The sequence below is a fragment of the Allobranchiibius sp. GilTou73 genome (assembly GCF_021391335.1).
Classification (GTDB): Bacteria; Actinomycetota; Actinomycetes; order Actinomycetales; family Dermatophilaceae; genus Allobranchiibius; species Allobranchiibius huperziae.
Map to the genome: position 1 here is coordinate 300945 of NZ_CP090051.1, position 19253 is coordinate 320197.

At 69.7% G+C, this 19253-nt stretch carries 17 protein-coding genes and 1 tRNA gene; 9 read left to right on the forward strand and 9 right to left on the reverse strand.

The annotated features are described in order from the left end of the window. The first annotated feature begins 98 nt into the window (after positions 1 to 98). A complete protein-coding gene (locus LVQ62_RS01455) occupies positions 99 to 536 on the forward strand; it encodes a phage holin family protein (protein WP_179478642.1) in 438 nt (145 codons plus the stop codon). Positions 537 to 565: 29 nt separating this feature from the next. Here the strand turns inward: LVQ62_RS01455 and LVQ62_RS01460 are convergent, their stop codons facing one another. Both LVQ62_RS01460 and nth read right to left on the reverse strand, forming a co-directional pair. Next, the gene (locus tag LVQ62_RS01460) at positions 566 to 1210 is read right to left on the reverse strand and encodes a CoA pyrophosphatase (protein ID WP_233764035.1); all 645 of its coding nucleotides are present in this window, start codon (positions 1208 to 1210) and stop codon (positions 566 to 568) included. Beyond that, the gene (gene nth, locus LVQ62_RS01465) at positions 1207 to 1866 is read right to left on the reverse strand and encodes an endonuclease III (RefSeq protein WP_179483531.1); all 660 of its coding nucleotides are present in this window, start codon (positions 1864 to 1866) and stop codon (positions 1207 to 1209) included. The genes LVQ62_RS01460 and nth overlap by 4 nt, the downstream gene beginning before the upstream one ends. Before the next feature lie 100 nt (positions 1867 to 1966). Here nth and LVQ62_RS01470 point away from each other — a divergent pair, with 100 nt between their 5' ends. Next, positions 1967 to 2668 (forward strand): Crp/Fnr family transcriptional regulator, encoded by a 702-nt coding sequence (locus LVQ62_RS01470; protein ID WP_218883507.1) that lies wholly within the window; start codon positions 1967 to 1969, stop codon positions 2666 to 2668. Between the two features lie 18 nt (positions 2669 to 2686). On the opposite strand, the gene LVQ62_RS01475 is transcribed toward LVQ62_RS01470, so the two are convergent. After that, positions 2687 to 3397 (reverse strand): MBL fold metallo-hydrolase, encoded by a 711-nt coding sequence (locus LVQ62_RS01475; RefSeq protein WP_233764036.1) that lies wholly within the window; start codon positions 3395 to 3397, stop codon positions 2687 to 2689. A 397-nt stretch (positions 3398 to 3794) separates the two neighbouring features. Here LVQ62_RS01475 and LVQ62_RS01480 point away from each other — a divergent pair, with 397 nt between their 5' ends. After that, positions 3795 to 4427 (forward strand): GH25 family lysozyme, encoded by a 633-nt coding sequence (locus LVQ62_RS01480; RefSeq protein WP_233764037.1) that lies wholly within the window; start codon positions 3795 to 3797, stop codon positions 4425 to 4427. 3 nt (positions 4428 to 4430) lie between these two features. Here LVQ62_RS01480 and LVQ62_RS01485 read toward each other — a convergent pair whose 3' ends face one another. The 3 genes from LVQ62_RS01485 to LVQ62_RS01495 are packed head-to-tail and all read right to left on the reverse strand — an operon-like array spanning position 4431 to position 5915. Continuing rightward, complete coding sequence (locus LVQ62_RS01485) at positions 4431 to 5303, reverse strand: NUDIX domain-containing protein (protein ID WP_233764038.1); 873 nt, start codon at positions 5301 to 5303, stop codon at positions 4431 to 4433. Continuing rightward, positions 5296 to 5757, reverse strand: a complete 462-nt coding sequence (locus tag LVQ62_RS01490; RefSeq protein WP_233764040.1) for a RidA family protein — start codon at positions 5755 to 5757, stop codon at positions 5296 to 5298. Before LVQ62_RS01490 ends, LVQ62_RS01485 begins: the two co-directional genes overlap by 8 nt. Beyond that, positions 5757 to 5915, reverse strand: a complete 159-nt coding sequence (locus LVQ62_RS01495; protein WP_179478632.1) for a DUF4177 domain-containing protein — start codon at positions 5913 to 5915, stop codon at positions 5757 to 5759. Before LVQ62_RS01495 ends, LVQ62_RS01490 begins: the two co-directional genes overlap by 1 nt. A gap of 120 nt (positions 5916 to 6035) precedes the next feature. Here LVQ62_RS01495 and LVQ62_RS01500 point away from each other — a divergent pair, with 120 nt between their 5' ends. The 3 genes from LVQ62_RS01500 to LVQ62_RS01510 are packed head-to-tail and all read left to right on the forward strand — an operon-like array spanning position 6036 to position 8937. After that, complete coding sequence (locus LVQ62_RS01500; RefSeq protein WP_233764044.1) at positions 6036 to 6803, forward strand: S9 family peptidase; 768 nt, start codon at positions 6036 to 6038, stop codon at positions 6801 to 6803. Beyond that, positions 6800 to 7774: an ArsA-related P-loop ATPase gene (locus LVQ62_RS01505; RefSeq protein ID WP_179478628.1), complete on the forward strand. Its 975-nt coding sequence runs from the start codon at positions 6800 to 6802 to the stop codon at positions 7772 to 7774. Before LVQ62_RS01500 ends, LVQ62_RS01505 begins: the two co-directional genes overlap by 4 nt. Continuing rightward, positions 7774 to 8937, forward strand: coding sequence for an ArsA-related P-loop ATPase (locus LVQ62_RS01510; protein WP_233764046.1), 1164 nt, complete (start codon positions 7774 to 7776; stop codon positions 8935 to 8937). Before LVQ62_RS01505 ends, LVQ62_RS01510 begins: the two co-directional genes overlap by 1 nt. A gap of 37 nt (positions 8938 to 8974) precedes the next feature. Here the strand turns inward: LVQ62_RS01510 and LVQ62_RS01515 are convergent, their stop codons facing one another. Next, the gene (locus tag LVQ62_RS01515; RefSeq protein ID WP_233764048.1) at positions 8975 to 9277 is read right to left on the reverse strand and encodes a WhiB family transcriptional regulator; all 303 of its coding nucleotides are present in this window, start codon (positions 9275 to 9277) and stop codon (positions 8975 to 8977) included. 218 nt (positions 9278 to 9495) lie between these two features. On the opposite strand from LVQ62_RS01515, the gene LVQ62_RS01520 reads away from it, so the two are divergent. Beyond that, a complete protein-coding gene (locus LVQ62_RS01520) occupies positions 9496 to 11847 on the forward strand; it encodes a transglycosylase domain-containing protein (RefSeq protein WP_233764050.1) in 2352 nt (783 codons plus the stop codon). Positions 11848 to 11850: 3 nt separating this feature from the next. Here the strand turns inward: LVQ62_RS01520 and LVQ62_RS01525 are convergent, their stop codons facing one another. Next, entirely contained in the window at positions 11851 to 12306 is a 456-nt protein-coding gene (locus LVQ62_RS01525; RefSeq protein ID WP_179478620.1) for a GatB/YqeY domain-containing protein, read from the reverse strand. A gap of 42 nt (positions 12307 to 12348) precedes the next feature. On the opposite strand from LVQ62_RS01525, the gene LVQ62_RS01530 reads away from it, so the two are divergent. Together LVQ62_RS01530 and LVQ62_RS01535 are read left to right on the forward strand one after the other, a co-directional pair. Then, positions 12349 to 13305, forward strand: coding sequence for a metallophosphoesterase (locus LVQ62_RS01530; RefSeq protein ID WP_233764064.1), 957 nt, complete (start codon positions 12349 to 12351; stop codon positions 13303 to 13305). A gap of 119 nt (positions 13306 to 13424) precedes the next feature. Beyond that, positions 13425 to 13501: transfer RNA gene (locus tag LVQ62_RS01535), tRNA-Pro, on the forward strand. A 265-nt stretch (positions 13502 to 13766) separates the two neighbouring features. Here LVQ62_RS01535 and mobF read toward each other — a convergent pair. Then, positions 13767 to 18317, reverse strand: a complete 4551-nt coding sequence (gene mobF / locus LVQ62_RS01540) for a MobF family relaxase (RefSeq protein ID WP_233764066.1) — start codon at positions 18315 to 18317, stop codon at positions 13767 to 13769. Positions 18318 to 19253 lie beyond the last annotated feature (936 nt).

The window sequence follows — 19253 nt, forward strand, 5'->3', positions numbered from 1 at the left end:
CGCAGACCGGGACGACCACGTGCGCGGGGGCGAGGTGTGGATAGTCTCTCCACAGACGTCATGGGTGAGAACCCGTTCCACACCGAAGGAGACACTCGATGGCTCAGAGCACCAAGGACGCCGGGGCAACCCGTCTGAACGGCCGCGCAGCCGGCACCGAGCGCACCCTCGGTCAGCTGGTCGCCGATGCCCAGACCGACGTCAAGGACATCGTCAAGGGTGAGATCGCCCTGGCGAAGCTGGAGATCAAGGCGGACGTCGCCAAGGGCGGCAAGGGCGCGGGTCTGCTCGCCGGCGCCGGCCTCTTCGGTCTCTACGCCCTCGGATTCCTGCTCACTGCGGCCGCCTGGGCGCTGGCCCTCGTCGTGCCCACCTGGGCGGGATTCCTGATCATCGGCGGCGTGCTCCTGCTGATCACCATCGTGCTGGCACTGCTCGGCATCAGCGCCCTGAAGAAGATCAAGGGCAAGCCCGAGCGCACCATCGACACCAGCCAGAAGGCCATCGCCGCCGTCAAGCCCCCCAAGGCGTCGTAGGGCACACCCGCCGGTCGCCCGCCGCCACTTCAGCGGCGGCGGTACCTCTCGGGCACAACGCGTTCGTCGCTCTCGTCCCACGGCAGCGTGTGGCCGGTGAGGGTGAGCAGCGCATCCAGCACGATCGCGGTGAACCCCCAGATGTAGAGCCCGTCCACCTCGAACGCCGGGGCCGCGAACCGGCGTGCCGGCGCGATCGCGGTGAACCTGTTCGCCGGGTCCATCAGATCGGCGATCGGCACCCGCTCCACCCTCGCGACCTCCGCCTCCGCCGCACGCACCGGCGACGGCGACTCCCACCAGGCCACCACCGGTGTCACGTGAAAACCGGTGACGCTCAAGGGCAGTGACGGCAGCGTGCCGAGCACCCGCACCCCCGCGCGATCCAGTCCGATCTCCTCGTGCGCTTCGCGCAGCGCCGTCTCCTGCGGCGAGGCATCCTGCGGATCCACGCCGCCTCCGGGAAACGAGACCTGACCGGCGTGCTGGCGCAACGTGTCGGCCCGCTGGGTCAGCACGATGTCCTCACCGCCGCCGTCGCGCGGACCGAACAGCATCAGCACCGCGGACCGGCGGCCCTCGCCGTCCTCGCCGACTGGGAAGGTCGGCATCCGGCCGGCGGCCTGCTCCTCGATGCCCGTCAACCAGGACGGCACCGGATGGATGTCGGTCACGCAGGCGCCATCTCGTACTTCAGCAGTTTGCGCGCCTTCTCCGGATCGGTCTCGCCGTCGCCGTACGACGGGCACCACCGGGCGATCGGGCACACCCCGCAGGCAGGCTTCTTGGCGTGACACATCCGGCGCCCGTGGAAGATCAGGACGTTGCTGAGCATGGTCCAGTCCTTGCGGGGGAACAGCGCGCCGATCTCCTGCTCGACCTTGACCGGGTCGTCCAGCACGGTCCAGCCGAAGCGTCGTACGAGCCGCCCGAAGTGGGTGTCGACGGTGAGACCCGGGATGCCGAAAGCGTTGCCCAGCACCACGTTCGCGGTCTTTCGGCCCACGCCGGGCAGTGTCACCAGATCCTTCAGGCGGGGCGGCACCTCGCCGTCGTACCGCTCGACCAGCGCCTGGCCCAGGGTCATCACGGCGTTGGTCTTGGCCCGGAAGAAACCGGTCGGTTTGAGGAGCTGTTCCAGCTGCTCGCGGTCCGCTCCGGCGTACGCCGCGGCGTCCGGATAGCGCGCGAAGAGGGTCGGCGTGACCTTGTTGACTCCGACATCGGTGGTCTGTGCGGACAGGATCGTCGCGACCAGCAACTCCAGCGGGGTGCTGAAGTCCAGCTCGCACCGGGCGTAGGGGTAGGTGTCGTGCAGGACGCGGTACATCTTGCGAGCGCGGCGCGTGCGCGACACGGGGCTCTCGGCGGTGACATCGAGACGTTTCACCCGACCGAGACTAAGGGGGTCCGGACGACGCGCCGACGCGATGGTGACGTGGCACACTAACCCCGTGGAAACCGAGGCCGTACGCAAGGCGCCATTGTTCGCCGCACTCGACGACAGCGCTGCTGAGGCTCTGCTCGAGTCGATGTCGCGCACCAAGGTCGCTCGCGGACGAGAGCTGTTCAAAGAGGGCGACCAGGGCGACACGCTCTATGTCATCACCGCCGGCAAGGTGAAGCTCGGCCGCCGTTCGATGGACGGCCGGGAGAACCTCCTCGCGATCCTCGGCATGGGCGAGATGCTCGGCGAACTCAGCCTTTTCGACCCCGGCGCCCGCACGGCGACGGCAACGGCCGTCGCCGACACCGAGCTGGCCGGTCTCGCCCACGCGGACATGACCGAGTTCCTCAAGGACCGACCCGAGGTCGCGATGACCATGCTCGGCGCGTTGGCTCGCCGGCTTCGCCGCACCAACGAGGCGCTCGGCGACCTGGTCTTCACCGACGTGCCCGGTCGTGTCGCGAAGGCGCTGCTCGACCTGTCGTCCCGGTTCGGTCAGCCGGCCGAGGACGGGGTGCTCGTTGCGCACGACCTGACCCAGGAGGAGCTCGCCCAGCTGGTCGGCGCCTCCCGCGAGACGGTCAACAAGGCCCTGGCCGACTTCAGCTCCCGCGGCTGGATCAAGCTGGAGGCGCGGGCCGTCACGCTGATCGACGTCGAACGCCTGCAGCACCGCGCGCGCTGACCCCCTGACGCGCCGGCGTCAGCCTCTCGCGGCCAGATAGTCCAGCTGCGCCTGCACGGTCTTGTGCGCCGCGGGCCACACCTCGCGCGGTACGTCCGCGTAGACCTGCTCCACGACGGCCTGCGCGACGTCGTCCGCATCGCCCGCTCCGGCCGCCAGCGCTGCCCGCACTTGATCCAGCCGCTGCAGCCGGTGCCGGGCGTACTGCGCGATGACCGCCGCGGCGTCGGCGTGCGTCGGCCCGTGGCCGGGACCGAGCGTCATACCCCCGGCGACGCCCGCGAGCCGGTCGAGCGAGGCGAGGTACGCCGCGAGCTCCCCGTCGGGGTGCGCGACCACACTCGTCCCGCGGCCGAGCACCGTGTCGCCGGTCAGCAGCAACTGCTGGTCGGGCACCAGGAACGACACCGAGTCCTTCGTGTGCCCAGGCGTGAGCAGCACCTGGATGCGCAGATCCCCCACCGTGATCCACTCATCGTCGGTGAACGCGCGCCCGCGTCCGGCGCCGCGCACCGGCGCGCCGGTCAGCTCCGCCCAGCGGTCCGCGGACTCCGCGTGATCGAAGTGACCGTGAGTGAGCAGGGTGAGCGTCACCCGCGCCCCGACGGCCCGGACGACCTCGAGGACCGCCTGCAGATGGCCCTCGTCCAGAGGCCCCGGATCCACCACCACGGCCTCGTCGCTACCCGGCACGTGCAGCACCCAGGTGTTGGTTCCGTCCAGGGTCATCGGGCCCGGATTGGGGCACAAAATCACTTCTGCCCCGTGCGTAACAGGGCCACCACGCCATATCGTGTCTGCCATTGGTACATCTTGACGGAGAACTGGAGAACTCCTGGCCTACGCCGCACCCGTTGTTCACCTGTGTCGGTGACGCTCGCCTCTCCCCCGATGAACGGACCCCCCACCATGAAGAACGTGCTGCGTGCCCTGTGTGGCACCTCCATCGTGACGCTCGGGATGGCGGTTGCCATGCCGATGGCGCAGGCCCACGCCAAGCCCGCGCTCCCGACCCCCACCGCTGCGGCGCGCGCCGCGGGAATCACCACCGCGGGCGGTGGCTACCCGGGCTGGGGAGTCCAAGAGGGCCTCCTCCACCCAGCAGGCACCGCGGCAGATGGCCCCGATGTACACCAGCGGGAACGCCTATGGGGTGGACGTCTCGGCGTACCAGGGCTCGGTGGCTTGGGGGACGCTGAGGGCGGAGGGCTTCCAGTTCGCCTACGTCAAGGCGACCGAGGGCACGAACTACACCAGCTCCCGGTTCGGGTCGCAGTACTCCGGTTCGTACTCCGCGGGGATGATCCGTGGCGCCTACCACTTCGCGCTGCCCAACCAGTCGAGCGGCAGTTACCAGGCCGACTACTTCATCGCGCACGGCGGCGGCTGGTCCCGGGACGGCCGCACCCTGCCGGGCGCGCTCGACATCGAGTACAACCCGTACGGCTCGTCCTGCTACGGCTACGGCTGGTCCGGGATGACCTCCTGGATCAAGTCGTTCGTGAATCGCTACCACTACCGCACCGGCCGTTACCCCGTCGTCTACACGACCTACGACTGGTGGGCGACCTGCACCGGTAACACTTCGGCGCTCGCCGGGCTGACGCCGTTCTGGATCGCTCAGTACAGCCACGTGCCGACGCAGCTCCCGGCCGGCACGAGGTCCTCCTACATCTGGCAGTACAGCCAGAGCGGTGGCCTGGACAAGAACCGGTTCAACGGCACCATCGCCGGTCTGCGGTCGCTCGCCCTGCGCTGAGTCTCAGCGGATCGGCAGTCGCGCCCGCAGCAGTACGCGCGCCCCGTCGTACTCGGCCACGGGCATCACGGGTACGACGGGCGGCGTGGAGTCCATGACGACCTCCGGGCCGCTCGCCTGATCGAGGCGTTCGAGGTTGGTGACGGTGGGCGCCAACATCGATGCCTCGCCGGACGCGACGTCGGCGATCAGATCAGCGGGTGCGACCCAGCGCGAGATGTCCGACTCGCTGGTCTGGTCGTCGGCGCGCTGGCCTTCGGGCAGGAGGGCGGCGAAGAAGTAGGTGTCGTAGCGCCGCTTCTCGAACTCCGGCGTCAGCCAATGGTCCTGGAACGACAGCAGATCCGAGCGCAGCACCAGCCCCTCATGGGACAGCAGCTGCGACATGGACAGCTCCTTTGCGAGCAGCGCGGCCCGGTGCCCCTGCCAGGTCGGGCCGGTCACGTCGGCCAGCACCTCGTCGGCAGCGCGCCCGGCGAGTAGGACGCCGCATTCCTCGAAGACCTCGCGAACGGCGGCGCACACCAGCTCGACCGCCTCCTCGCGCGGCACTCCGAGACGCACCGCCCACTCCTGCGGGGTCGGACCCGCCCAGGGGACATCGACGTCCGCGTCGCGTGGATCGACCCCGCCGCCGGGGAAGACCCACATCGAGGGCGCGAAGGCCATCGACGCGACCCGGCGCAGCATGAACACCTCCGGGCCGCCGTCGGACCGGCCGTGCCGCAGCACCATCACTGTCGAGGCGCGCCGCGGCGGCACGCCGGCCGGCGATCCGGCGTCCAGCCAGAGACGGGCCAACTCGCCGACCGGCCCACCGGCCACGAAGACCTGCTCGCGGGTGGGGACCACGGAACCGGTCACGCGCTCAGCCACGCACGACGACGGTGATCTCGACCTCGACGGGGGCATCCAGCGGCAGCACGGCCACCCCCACCGCGGAGCGGGCGTGCACCCCGTCCTCGCCGAACGCCGCGCCGAGCAGCTCGCTCGCGCCGTTGACCACCGCGGGCTGCCCGGTGAAGGACGGGTCGCTGGCGACGAACCCGACGACCTTGACCACCCGCACGGTGTCGAGGTCGGGGACCAGCGACTTCACCGCGGCGATGGCGTTGAGCGCGCAGATGCGCGCCAGATCCGCCGCTTCCTGCGGACTGACCTGCGCGCCCACCTTGCCGATGGTCACGAGCGACCCGTCGACCATCGGCAGCTGGCCCGAGGTCTGCACGGTGTCGGCGTACCTCACCGCCGGCGTGTACGCCGCCAGGGGCGCGACGACATCGGGTACCCGCAGTCCCATGGCCGCGAGCCGGTCCTCGACCTGCGACATCAGGCGGTCTTGGGCCGCTTCAGGTAGGCGACCAGGTTGCCGCCGTCCGGGCTCTGCAGCACCTGCACGAGCTCCCACCCGTCCTCGCCCCACTGGTCCAGGATCTGCTTGGTCGCGTGCACGATCAGCGGAACGGTCGCGTACTCCCAGGTGGTCACGGGTTCTCCTCGTCGTCGTTCGGGTCTGGCCCGCTCGTGGAGCGGACGGATTCCATCGCAGTCTGGCAGGGCTCGACCGGTCGGTGCGAACCCGACAGCGGGCTGCGTAGGCTTCCCAGCATGGCTTCCGTGCTGGACCGCGCCGCGGCGCCTCCCGACGAGACCACCGCGTACGGCGTGGAGCCGGACCAGGTCTACGACGTACGCCGACCGGCGGGGCCGGCCCGCGGGGTGACGGTGATCGTCGTGCACGGCGGATTCTGGCGACCTGCGACCGACCGTTCCCATACGGGCAGCGAGGCCGAGGCCTTCAGGCAGGACGGCTTCCACGTGGTGGTGCCGGAGTACCGGCGGGCGCCGCGCGGCGGGTGGCCGGACATGCGCGCCGACCTGCTGACGATGTTGGCCGCCGTGAGTGCGCGCACCGACCTGCCGGATCCGATCGTCCTGGTGGGGCATTCGGCCGGCGGGCATCTGGTCGCCTGGCTCGCGGCGCAGCCTGATGCGGGCGCTGTGGTCGGCACCGTCGCGTTGGCCGGCTGCGTGGATCTGCACCTGGTGCACGGGCTCGGCCTGGGCGGGGGCGCCGCGGAGGCCCTGATGGGCAGCACGCCGCAGGACGAACCCGCCGCGTGGGAGCAGGCGGATCCGGCCCGGCTCGGCGCGCCCGCGGCCCCGGTGGTCGCGATCCACGGCACGCGCGACGAGCAGGTGCCGCTGGAGATCTCGCAGAGCTACGTGGACGCCGTACCCGATACTCGGCTGCGGGTGGTCGACGACGCCGACCACTTCGACGTCATCGACCCGCAGTCCGCGGCGTTCGCGATCGTTCGCGAGACCGTCGCCGACCTGGCCGAACTGGCCGCCACCGGCGGGCGCGACCGGTGACCGCACAGCTGCACATCGTCTCGGGCAAGGGCGGCACCGGTAAGACGACGGTCGCCGCCGCCCTGGCGCTCGCCCTGGCGCACGACGGCCGACGGGTCCTGCTGGTCGAGGTCGAGGGGCGCGGCGGCATCAGCCAGGTCTTCGACGTCGCACCGCTCGGCGACGAGGAGACCCACGTGGCGCGCGGACTGGAGGGCGGCGAGGTGCGGGGCCTCGCCATCGATCCGAAGGCCGCGCTGCTCGAATACCTGCAGATGTTCTACAAGTTGGGCCGGGCCGGTGGCCTGCTGGAGAAGTTCGGTGCCATCGACTTCGCAACCACCATCGCGCCGGGCATGCGCGACGTCCTGGTCATCGGCAAGGTCTACGAGGTCGTACGCCGCGACGAGCACCACGCGCGGCGTGGTTTCCAGCAGTACGACGCCGTCGTCGTCGATGCTCCCCCGACCGGTCGGATCGGTAAGTTCCTCGCCGTAAACCGGGAGTTGTCGGGGCTGGCGAAGATGGGCCCGATCAAGAAGCAGGCCGACTCGATCATGCAGATGCTGACCTCCGGCCGCAGCCGGGTGCACCTGGTGGCGGTCGCCGAGGAGATGCCGGTGCAGGAGACGATCGACGCCACGGCCGAGCTGCGCGCCGAGGGGTTGCCGATGGGGTCGATCATCGTCAATCAGGAACGCGCGGCGCTGCTCGGCAAACGGTCCCGCGCTCTGCTGCAGGGCGCCGACTTCGACGCGGAGCCTCTGAGCGCCGACCTCGCCGCCGGCGGACTGCGGGTGGGGCCCACGCTCGTCGACGGGCTCGTGGAGTCCGGCCGCCGCCTGGACGAGCGGCTCTCCCTGGAGGAGCGCGAACGCGCGCGGCTCACCTCCCTCGACCTGCCGATCGTCCGGCTGCCCGCGCTGCCGGACGGCATGGATGCAGGCGGGCTGCGCCAGCTCGCCGCCGACCTGCACCGACAGGGGGTGTGATGACGACTCCGAAGCTGGACGTCGACGACCTGATCGACGACCCCACGATTCGCACCGTGATCTGCTGCGGGTCCGGAGGCGTGGGCAAGACCACGACCGCGGCCGCCGTGGCGATCCGTGCCGCGGAGGCCGGCCGGTCGGTCGTCGTCCTCACCATCGATCCCGCGCGCCGCTTGGCGCAGGCGCTCGGCCTGCAGCATCTGGACAACGACCCCGCGCCCGTGCACACCATCGACGCCTCGGCCGGGGGGTCGCTCGACGCGATGATGCTGGACATGAAGCGGACCTTCGACGAGGTCGTGATGTCGCACTCCACGCCGGAGAAGGCCGCCGCGATCATGGCCAACCCGTTCTACGAGGCCGTGTCCAGCTCGTTCGCCGGCACCCAGGAGTACATGGCGATGGAGCGGCTGGGTCAGCTTCAGCAGGAGATGGTCGACGGAGACCGGCGGTGGGACCTGATCGTCGTGGACACCCCTCCCTCGCGGTCGGCCATGGACTTCCTGGACGCGCCCAAGAAGCTCGGCTCCTTCCTCGACGGGCGGTTCATCCGGTTGATGACCGCACCCGCCAAGGTGGGCGGCCGGGCGTACCTGAAGGTCGTGTCGGTGGGGGTGAGCGGTGTCACCGGGGTGATGTCGAAGATCCTGGGCGCGCAGATGCTGAAGGACGCGCAGACGTTCATCGCGGCGCTGGACACCATGTTCGGCGGTTTCCGGGAGCGTGCCGAGGTGACGTACGCGGCGCTCAGCGATGCGAGCACGGCGTTCCTCGTCGTCGCGTCCCCCGAGCGGGACGCCCTGCGCGAGGCGTCGTTCTTCGTGGATCGCCTCGCGTCGGAGGGGATGCCACTGGCCGGGCTCGTGGTCAACCGGTTGCAGCCGATCACCATCCCGTCGCTGTCCGCGGCGCGGGCGACGGAGACGGCGCAGGCCATTCGGAAACTAGCGGCCCGGGCCGAGGGATGGCGGCCGGCGGACACCGCGACCCTGCTGCAGGTGCACGCGGAGGCTGCCGATCAGGCGGCGCGACACCGTGCAGCGGTCGCGCGGTTCACTGCCGCTCACGAGGACATTCCCCAGGTCCACGTGCCGACATCCGGCAGCGACGTGAACGACGTCGACCAGCTCCGGGAGATCGGGGCGGCGCTCAGCGGTGGCTAGCCCGCGCCGTTCGGGCGTGGAGCGCGTCCTGCGTAGGTCAGGCACCTTCGCGGGCGCGGGCAGCCTTGAAGAGCGCGGTCCAGGACTGCACGTCCGGTCGCCGGCGCAGCAGCGCACGGCGCTCACGCTCGGTCATACCGCCCCACACGCCGTACTCGGTGCGGTTGTCCAACGCGTCGGCCAGGCACTCGGCCACGACGGGACAGCCCTGACAGACCAGCTTGGCGCTCTGCTGGGCCGCACCCCTGGCGAAGAGTTCGTCCGGAGCTCCCCCGCGGCACGCGGCACGCGCCGCCCAGCTCTGATCCCAGCCGGTGTGCTCCGGAGCAACTGCAGTCATCGAGCGAGTCCTTCCCCATCGTGTGGTGCTTTCCCCTAAGTTGTGTCAGAAGGGTAAGTAAATGGTAATTGATCCGGTAGGCCTACCGAGGACCATTTAGACGTAGCTCTTTATAGCTATTTCAACTCTACCGACGATTGGGTAAGTTACAACGCCCTCGCGCACGGATCAGCGCGGCATCAGGGCTTCCCACAGTCGACCTGGTTACCCTCATGCCCATGCGTGCCACCCGCCGGCTCGGCTCCGTGCTCTCCCTGCTCATCGCCCTGCTCGCCACCGCGATGGTGATGGGCCTGCTCGCCGCCGGTCTGCTGATCCCCGCCGTCGGCGGGGCCGGTCTCGCCACCAACAAGAGCATCGACCTCTTCAACGGCCTGCCCTCGACGTTCGCGATGAACCCGCTGGCGCAGCAATCGCGGATCCTCGCGGCGGACGGGTCGACCATCGCCACGCCGTTCAACGAGAACCGCATCGTGGTGCCGCTGAACAAGGTCGCGCCGATCATGCAGAAGGCGCAGGTGGCGATCGAGGACGAGCGGTTCTTCCAGCACGGCGGCATCGACCCCAAGGGCCTGCTGCGCGCGCTCACCAGCAACGCGCAGGGCGGTGGAGTCCAGGGAGCATCCACCCTCACCCAGCAGTACGTGAAGGTGTCGTTGCAGAACGAGGCGCTCAGCTCCGGCAACACCACGGCCGCGAGGAACGCCGTGGCGCGCGAGGGGCTGCAGGGCTACGTCCGCAAGCTGCAGGAGCTCAAGTACGCCACCGCGCTCGAGCAGAAGTACAGCAAGGATCAGATCCTCGACGGCTACCTCAACCTCGTCTACTACGGCGACCAGCAGTACGGCATCGAGGCCGCTGCGGAGCACTACTTCAGCGTGCCCGCCTCGAAGCTGAACCTGCCGCAGGCTGCCCTGCTCGCCGGCGTGGTCAACCAGCCGACCGCCTACGACCCGGTGAACAACCCCAACGACTCCAAGGCGCGGCGCAACATCGTGCTGCAGAAGATGTACCAGCAGAAGATCATCACCTTCAAGCAGTACTCCGACGCGTCGGTCTCCCCGATCTCGCTGAAGCTGAAGAACGTCAGCGGCAACTGCGCGTCCTCGAAGTACCCCTACTTCTGCAACTACGTCGAGAACTGGCTGAGCCAGCAACCCTCCCTCGGCAAAACCGTCAAGGCACGCCAGGCAGCGCTAGAGAGCGGCGGACTCACCATCAAGACGTCGTTCCAGCCCAAGATGGCCGCGATCCTCGACGCGAAGCTGCGCGCCCGGGTGCCCTCGAACAACAAGTACGGCATCAACGACGCCGCCGCGATGATCAAGCCGGGCACCGGGCAGATCATCGCGACCGGACAGAACACCTCGTACAGCACCACTGCGGGCCTCGGGAAGTCCGGCATCAACCTCGCCAACAGCGGCTTCACCTTCGGATCCTCGACGAAGTTCTTCCAGATCGTGACGGCGCTGGAGCGCAATGCGTCGCCGGACATGACCATCGACGTGGCGCCGCAGACCGCGAAGAACGCCGACAACGAGCTCGGCACCTCGTTCAGGTACTCAGCCTTTCAAGGGCCGTGCTACCAGAACGCCAGGGGTTCGTTCGTCATCGGTAACGACTTCGTGGTGCCGACCGGGAAGATGACGTACGCGCGCGCGACCGCCTGGTCGGTCAACACGGCGTTCACCAAGCTCACCGAGGACGTCGGGATGTGCAACGTCGTCGACACGATGGTCAAACTCGGCCTGAACCGCAAGGACCTGCAGATCACTCCCGCATCGGTAGTGCTGGGTGTCGGCCTGACCTCGCCCATCGGCTTGGCGAGCGCTTACGCCACGGCCGCCGCGGGCGGCATGTACTGCCCGCCGCGGCCTGTCGACTCCATGGTCGACGGCAACGGCAAGAAGCTCGCAATCTCTGTCGGCAAGTGCAAGCGGGTCATGTCCCAGCAGGTCGCGGCCGAGACAACCCAGATCTTCCGGGCCGTGCTCAATCCGGACGACCACAAGGCCACCGGTTACAAGGCCGCGCTCGCGAACAACCGCCCGGCTGCCGGCAAGACCGGGACCGTGTCGGGAGCGAACAACATCTGGTTCGTCGGTTACACCCCCCAGCTCGCCACAGCGGTGTGGGTCGGCCACGGCTCGGGCAGCGACCGGCCGCTCCGCAACGTCCCGATCAACGGGCAGAAGATCGGGAGCGGCAACTACATCTTCGCCGGAGACCTCGCGGCCCCGATGTGGAAGGACATCATGGATGCCGCGCTCAAAGGCCAGCCCATCAAGCAGTTCCCCACGGTGCCCGGCATGAACACGGGCACTGACACACCCAGCTCCGGCCCGTCGTCGCCCTCGTCCTCATCGACCTCGACTCAGATCTCCGTGCCGAACGTCGTCGGGCAGGACATCAACTCGGCGATCGCCACGCTGCAGGCCGCCGGTTTCCATGTCCAGGTCGGTCCCAACCGTCCCGGTCCGCAGCCGCGGGGTCAGATCACCGCCATGTCCGCGTCCGGCGGCTCGGCCAGCCAGGGCACGACGATCTTCATCTACCCCAGCTCGGGCTGAGCCTCAGCTCGCGCTGAGCGCCTGCCGCACCGCGGCGGCGACCTTGCTGCCGTCCGCACGGCCGGCGATCTGCGGCTGCAGGACCTTCATGACCTGGCCCATGCCGGACATCCCGGACGCGCCGGTCGATGAGATCGCCTGCTGGATCATCGCGGTCAGGTCCTCGTCGCTGAGCTGCGCCGGCAGGTAGTGCTCCAGGACGGCCAGCTCGGCGCGCTCGGCGTCGGCCAGCTCGGGCCGCCCGGCATCGTCGTAGGCCGTCGCCGCCTCGCGCCGCTTCTTGGCCTCCTTGGTCACGCAGGCCAGCACCTCGTCGTCGGTCAGCTCGTGCTTGGTGTCGCCGCTGACCTCGGAGTTGCGCACTGCCGCCAGCGCCATCCGCAGGGTCTGGGTGCGCACGGTGTCCTTGGCGCGCATCGCCGCGGTGAGGTCGGTCTGCAGGGTGTCCTTGAGGCTCATGGGGGGAGTCTTTCACTCACCCTCGCGTGTGAGGATGTGCGGATGCATCCCGCCGCCCGCGCCGCCGCCGCGGTGACCGCCGCCGGAGCGGGAGCGCTCGCTTGGGCCTCGCTCGTCGAGCGCAACTGGTACGCCGTTCGCCGCGCCACCCTGCCGGTGCTCCCCGACGGCGCCACGCCCGTGCGGGTGCTGCACATCTCCGATCTGCACCTCGTCCCCCGCCAGGAGCGGCGCATCGCGTGGGTGCGCGGGCTGGCTTCTCTCGAACCGGACTTCGTGGTCAACACCGGCGACAACTGCTCCGACCTCGACGCGGTGCCGGCCGTGCTGCGCGCCATGGAGCCGCTGCTGCACCTGCCGGGCGCGTTCGTGTTGGGGTCGAACGACTACTTCGCGCCGACTGCCAAGAACCCGCTGCTCTACTTCAACCGCTCGCATCCGCGGGGTTCGGAGTCGCAGGCCGATGAACTGCCGTGGCGCGAGCTCGTCGCGGGCTTCACCTCCGGCGGATGGCTTGACCTGACCAACGCCCGGCGGTCCCTCACGGTGCGCGGTCTCGACCTGGAGCTGGTCGGGGTCGACGACCCGCACCTCGGCTACGACCGCTACCCCGCCGTGGCCGGACCTGCCGATCCCGCTGCCGATCTCACGATGGGGGTCCTGCACGCGCCGTACACGCATGTCCTGGACGCCATGGCGGCCGACGGGGCACGCGTGCTGCTCGCGGGTCACACCCACGGCGGACAGCTGTGCGTGCCGGGCTACGGCGCACTGGTCACCAACTGCGATCTGGACCGGCGCCGCGCCAAGGGGGTCTCGCGCTGGTGGCCCGGCGCCAACGGCCAGCGATCCACCAGCGCGCCGTGCGACGCGGCGTGGCTGGAGGTGTCGGCGGGTCTCGGCCACAACAAGTACACGCCGGTGCGCTTCGCCTGCCGCCCCGAGGCGACTCTGCTCACCCTGGCGCCCGCCTCGTGGGACTCCGGCCGCACGCTCTGATCACGGCGCCGTACATCGCCTGACGCGCCTACCGATTGGGAGATGCGCGAGCCTTACCGGTAACGTATGCCGCGCTGCATCCGGCTCGTGCGCGATCCGCACGACGGGTGCAGCAGCCACGGGGTGTGGCGCAGCTTGGTAGCGCGCGTCGTTCGGGACGACGAGGCCGCAGGTTCAAATCCTGTCACCCCGACCAGGTGCCAAACCGGCCCTGACCTGCGGAAACGCGGTCAGGGCCGGTTGTGTTTTGCCATTGGTGGGCATAACTGGGGCATAACGGGCGCCGGCCACCAGTCACTGCTGTCGATCGCGGAGACGGGCCGAATGTCGCTGCATTGCAACAGCTTGGCGCAAAACTCTCGGCCAAGGAGCGGCGGTCGCGGGGTACCGGCTACTCCAGCCGCCCGGGGCGCGCAGCTGCGCGCGCAGCACCGGGAGCCAGTGGGCGAGGACTGCGCTGGTCAACGACGGGGATCGACCGACCGGTCGGATGAGGTCGGGCTCGTCGACCGCCGCTCGTGCGCGGCGCCGGTCCGGGTCGGGCCGGTGATTGGACCGGTGTCGATCTGGACGTCGAGCGCGGTGACGAGGCGGTCGCGCAAATCCCGGGCCGTCCGGTCTGCCAACAGGCGTTCGGCGACCAGCGGCGGGAGCCGGTCGGCGGACAGCTCCGGCGGGAGTATCTGCGCTGCATCGGCAGGCAGGGGGACGTGGTCGCATGGGTTCTCCCCCACGACCAGGCAGGCGTCGCGGTCTTCGTCGGGGACGGGGTCCATCGCGACCGACAGTCGCCAGACCAGTCCCTGGCAAGGGTCGTCACCTGGGTCGGTCGTTCGCGCCCCCTCGCCTCGGAACAGGTCTTGCATCGACCATCCGCGCGCGAGTGCGTGGTCGACGATGGGGACCAGGGTGGGCCACCACGGGCTGGCCTGCACCTGCGCGGCGCGGTCCTGGCCCAGGAGTTGCGGCAACCGCAGCGTCCACGCCGTGTGCAGGCCCCGGTCGTGTCCTGGGTGGTCGATCAGCTCGACGACTTCGGAGGGCAGGTGACGACTGATGCGCCACCAGAGTGCGGCAGCGGCGTGATCGTCGGGCAGGGTCCCGGTCGCAAGAGCCCGCCGCAGCATGCCGGGGGCATCCACCCCGGAGCGAGCCATCGCGGCGAGCCGTCCGGCGAGGACCGGCGCGAACGGGTCGCGGCCGGCGGCCTCGACGGTTGTGCCCGTGGCTGCGGCAATCACCCCGCCCCACTCCTCCATGGCGGGGGCACGGTCACCGACCAGCCGCTCCGCCAGCTGGCGCTGCCAGATCGCGGCCGCCTTCTGCAGCTGCGCGCGCCCGGTGGGACGCCGGTCCGCGTCGTCGACGAGCATCGCGGCTCGCCACACGGCGATATCGCCGAGCACCGGGTCGGCGGGCCGGCCGGTGGGCGCCCAGCACGGCGCAGCACCGGCGACGGCTTGCTCACGCACAGTCGTGGCCACTTGGGTGACCTTCGCCGCCCGTTGCATGAGGTAGGACCCCCACGTGTCGTTGCCGGCCAGGGATGGGGGCACAGCGGGGAGCCACGGCAACGGGCCGTGGCCGCCGCCGCGCAGGCCGGTGTCGTCCAGCCGCCAGTCCAGCACCGCGGCGGCGTCGCCGGCGGTGTCGAGCTCACGCGCCTCGACGGCGGCCCGCAGCTGAGCGATCGGGTCCACGCCATGCGCACTGGTCAGGATCAGGTGGGCCCGCAACGCCGGCCAGGCGGGCTGCTGCGTGAGGTCGGGAACGACACGCTCGGCGTCTGCTTCCAGTGTCGCGACCTGCTTCGCACCGAGCTGATGCTCCGCCGCGACGTACAGGGCGTCCAGATAGCGCTGTGCCGCCTGACCGAGCAAGGTGGCCGGCTCGGTCTGCTCGCGCAGCATCGTGGTCGCCGAGCGGGGCGCGTCGTCGCGGGCCAGGATCCGCTCGAGCAGGTCGGTCGGGGTCGGCGGGTGGGTCATCTCCGGGCGGATCACGCTGTGCGGGTCGCCGTCGCCAATGACCTCCAGGTACACGTGGTTGGCCTGTTTGCCGCGGGTCAACATCGTGTACAGCTGCTGGCGGAATTCGTCCCCGCTGGCCAGGCCGTGCATGGTGTCCACCGAGACGCCCTGGGCGGCGTGAACTGTTGTCGCGTAGCCCAGTTCGGTGTGGCGCTGGACGTAGTCAGCCGGGAGGGTGACCAGCCGGCCGCTTTGCGTGTGCTGGACCCGCACGTCCCGGTCGTCGATGGCCAGCACGATCCAGCGGTCGCCGTTCTTCACCCAGTCGGTCGAGGAGGACCGCAGTCGGCGGTCGTTAGACCGGGTAATGACCAATTCGCCCACGCCGGCCAGGTTTCCGTCCGCCAGGCGCACCGTCCGCGCCTCGTCGTCGCACCGGCCGCTGCCGCTGTCGGCTTCCTCCAGCCGGCGCGCGCGAGCTCGTTGGTTGAGTTCGCTAACCAGCTGCCGGGTCGGTGCCAGCATTATCGAGTCCAGGCGGTTGGCACAGTCCGCCTGCCAGGCCTCGAACACGTCCTCGGTCATCGTCGCCCGGTCTCCGACGTGGATCCGGCCCCGGTCCAGGTAGAACCCGAGCGCCTCGGGCCGACCCTCGCGCAGCGCGAGGGTCGCGGCGCCCTCCGCGGGGTCGACGAAACGGACCAGTTCGGTGAGCCGGCAGGCCCCGTAGGTGGCCTGGATGTCGCGCAGCACGCCGCCGGCGCCGATCGCGGCCAACTGCTGATCGTCGCCGATCAACCGGACGCTGCCGCCTCGATCCAGGACGAACTGCACGACCAGATCCAACGAGATCGTGTCGGCCATCCCGGCTTCGTCGATCACGACCAGCGTCCCGGGGCCGACATCAGTCACGGAAACCCGCCACGGCTCAAGTGGTGCCCCGGCGGCTACTTGTGCCACCCCTCCGGGGGCGTACCAGGAGCCCGCCTGCGGGTCCCAGCGTGCGCCGGCCGCCGCGGCCGTCGCCTTCTCGTTGACCGGAACGTCGAGCCAGGTGCGGGCGTTCGGGTCGCGGGCGGTGATCTCGTGGACGAGCTTGGCCAGGGTGTCGGTGGTGGTATCGATCTGGGACCGCAGCGCGGCGGCGGCCGCGGCCGAGGGGGCCAGTCCCAGCACCTGCCCGCCGCCTTCGGCCCACGCTCCGGCAAGGGCCCGCATCGTGGTGGTCTTGCCAGACCCGGCCGGCGCTATCGCGAGCTGCAGCCGGGTGCCGGACGTGGCCAGGTCCCGCACCAGGGAGATCTGTCCGGAGTTGAGGGTGACCTGGTTGGCAGCCGATTCCATCAGCGCCAGCTCGACCGCCATCTCGTCCACGGCTAGGCCGTCGGTACGGCCTGCCACCTCGACCAGCCGCTTCTCGGCGGCGATGACCGCCGCAGACGTGAACAATTCCGCGCCGGCCACGGTGTACACCGACGAACCATCCCGGCGCCGCAGCTCCTGCGGCTCGATGATGTCTCGCTCGGGGCGGCCTATCGGCACCGACATCTCGAGTGCACGGGCGACCACCTGGGTGACCAGACCCGGCATGAGAGTGGGGCAGGCGCCCGAGCCGCGGATCTGTCGCTCGGTCTCGGCTCGGACATGCCAGACCTGCCAGACCGATCGCAGGTTCGCCATCTGGGTCAGCACCTCCTGAGCGGTGGTGTCGATGTCGACCCGGGCGAACCGGCCCAACGGGGCAGGCCTGCGGGAGCCCATGGTTTGGGCGAGCATTGCGTGGATTCCGCACTCTCCATCGAGCACCTCGCGTGCCTGTTCCCGCCAGGTCGCGCGCTGCTCGGCCAGGGTCCGTGGTGCGTGTTTGGGATCGCGGGTTTCCAAGGTCGCCTGCTGGGCCAATTGGATCGCTTCGATCGGGCTCGGTGGCCGGCCGTGGGTGCGCTGGAACCGGGTGGCCAGGGTGCTGCGCCGTTCCTCGATACTCACCCGTCGGGCCGACCAGCGGTGGTTCAACCTCGGGTCGACGCCCACGACTTCGCGGATCGGACGTGTGCGTGGGTCGGTGTCCTCCCGTGCTTCAAAACGCAGACCGAGATCTGCGTTCAGGTGCCGTTCGAGCGCGCTGTTGTACGTCTCGGACGCGGCGACCGTGGCCTTGAACAACACTCGCCCGTCGATCGCCAGCCACTTGCCGTCGAGCGTCTGCACCTTGTTCGCCACGGCGACGTGTGTGTGCAGATCGGGGTCACCGGCCCGACTGTCACGGTGCGTGAACGCCGTGGCGACCATGCCGCGCACGTCGACCTGACGGACCCCGTTGGCGCCCTCCCGGGAGTACAGGGCGTGCTGCTCGACGAACTCCAGCGCGTCCCTCACTGCCGCCTGATGGGCCCGTTCGATGCGGGCAGCGGTCGGCTCGTCGGCGATCGCCCACAGCGTCGAGACCGACTTCACCGGGCTGAACGTCAGGTCGAAGCCCGCCACCGCCTGCGTCTTGGGGCGCGAGTGTTTGGCGATGGTCGCGGACAGCTCACGGGCGTCTTCGGGATCGCGGCCGCGCTCGGAGCGGAAGAGTTCCCGGGCGACCTCGGTGCGGACGCGGGCGCGGCCCTCGAGTGAGACCGGGTCATCACGGGGGACGTCCGCGGCTTCATTGAGCAGCTCCAAACGCTGCGCGACCTCGAGCCGGTACGCGGAAACGTCGTGGCCATACACCTTGAACGGCACGCCCAGCCGGGTCACCGCGCGGTAGTCCTGGGCCCTCAGGCCCGGACCCTGGAGGCTCCTGCGCCGTGCGTGGGCAAGCGGGTGGTGCCCGGAACCGAACAAGGCCTGCATCTGTTCGGCAGTGACGATGTCGCCGGCGGCGAGCCCCTCGATCCCGGCTATCCCCGACCCCACCCAGACACCAGGTGTCTCACCCTTCTCGCTGTAGTACGACGCGAGGCTGGTGTGACCCTTGTCGGTGGCGTCCAAGGCCGCGACCTGGCGGGTCAGGTAGTCGTATCCCGACCCCGCGGTCAGCTTGTGGATGCTCATCGTCACACCCCCTGAGGCGCCAGTGGGCGTCCTGGCGGCCTGTCATCGACAGATGAACAACCGAGAATGCAAGAGGTGTGTGGTGCTTCGTCCTTCACGTTGCGTGGGGAGGCACGGACCACGCGAGCGAGGCGAGGCGCTCGTGACGAGATGCAGCGCAGATTGAGCAGATGGCGGGTTTGTTCAGAGTAGGAGCGGCTCGAGACCTCTCTGAAGCTGGAAAGAGCTACATCCTGAACAAGCTTACGAGAGAATGGTTCTCGCAGACTGCTGTCCACGTGGCGGCCTGCGCAAAGCGCGGCTCACGCCAGCCGACCCGAGACCAAGCTTTCGAGGCCCGCTGAGAGACGCCCTTGTCAGCTTCGGCGACCTGCCTCGATGGCGTCGGTGAGCAGGATCGCAGCGCTGTGCGCGCGGGCCAAATCCTCGGGCGGCCCTTGCAGGAGGAGGGAGGGGGCCCGGTCCAGCCCAATCCGATCCCGCCACCAATCCCTGGCTGTCCTCGGTGGCTACGTCCGCATTCACAACGCTTGGACTGACAACACCGCGACGTCGCTGGGACAACTCCCGCTACTCTGCCCATCTGGTGCGGTCGGAAGGACGCGCGGCTCCAACTGCGCGACCTTCCGACCATTCGGCTACCAGCCGCCACCAGTGATGAGATGGACGATCATCGCGGCGACCTGAGCGACCTGGAGCACGGTTCGCGCCCACTCCAGGAGCTCAGGCCGTCGATTGCCTGGTGGTCTGGGGCGCTTGCCCCGTCGACGCTCTTGCATGAGCGAACTCCTTGTTGGTCCTGCACTCCCCCGTTCTCCCGGGGACGACTCCAGCGAACGTGGCGTGCTACCCCGTTGTCCACTACACTCAGGCGACGGATAAACCCGCCAGCGACATCCTCCAGTCACGCCAATGGTGGGGATCACTCACTGGCGG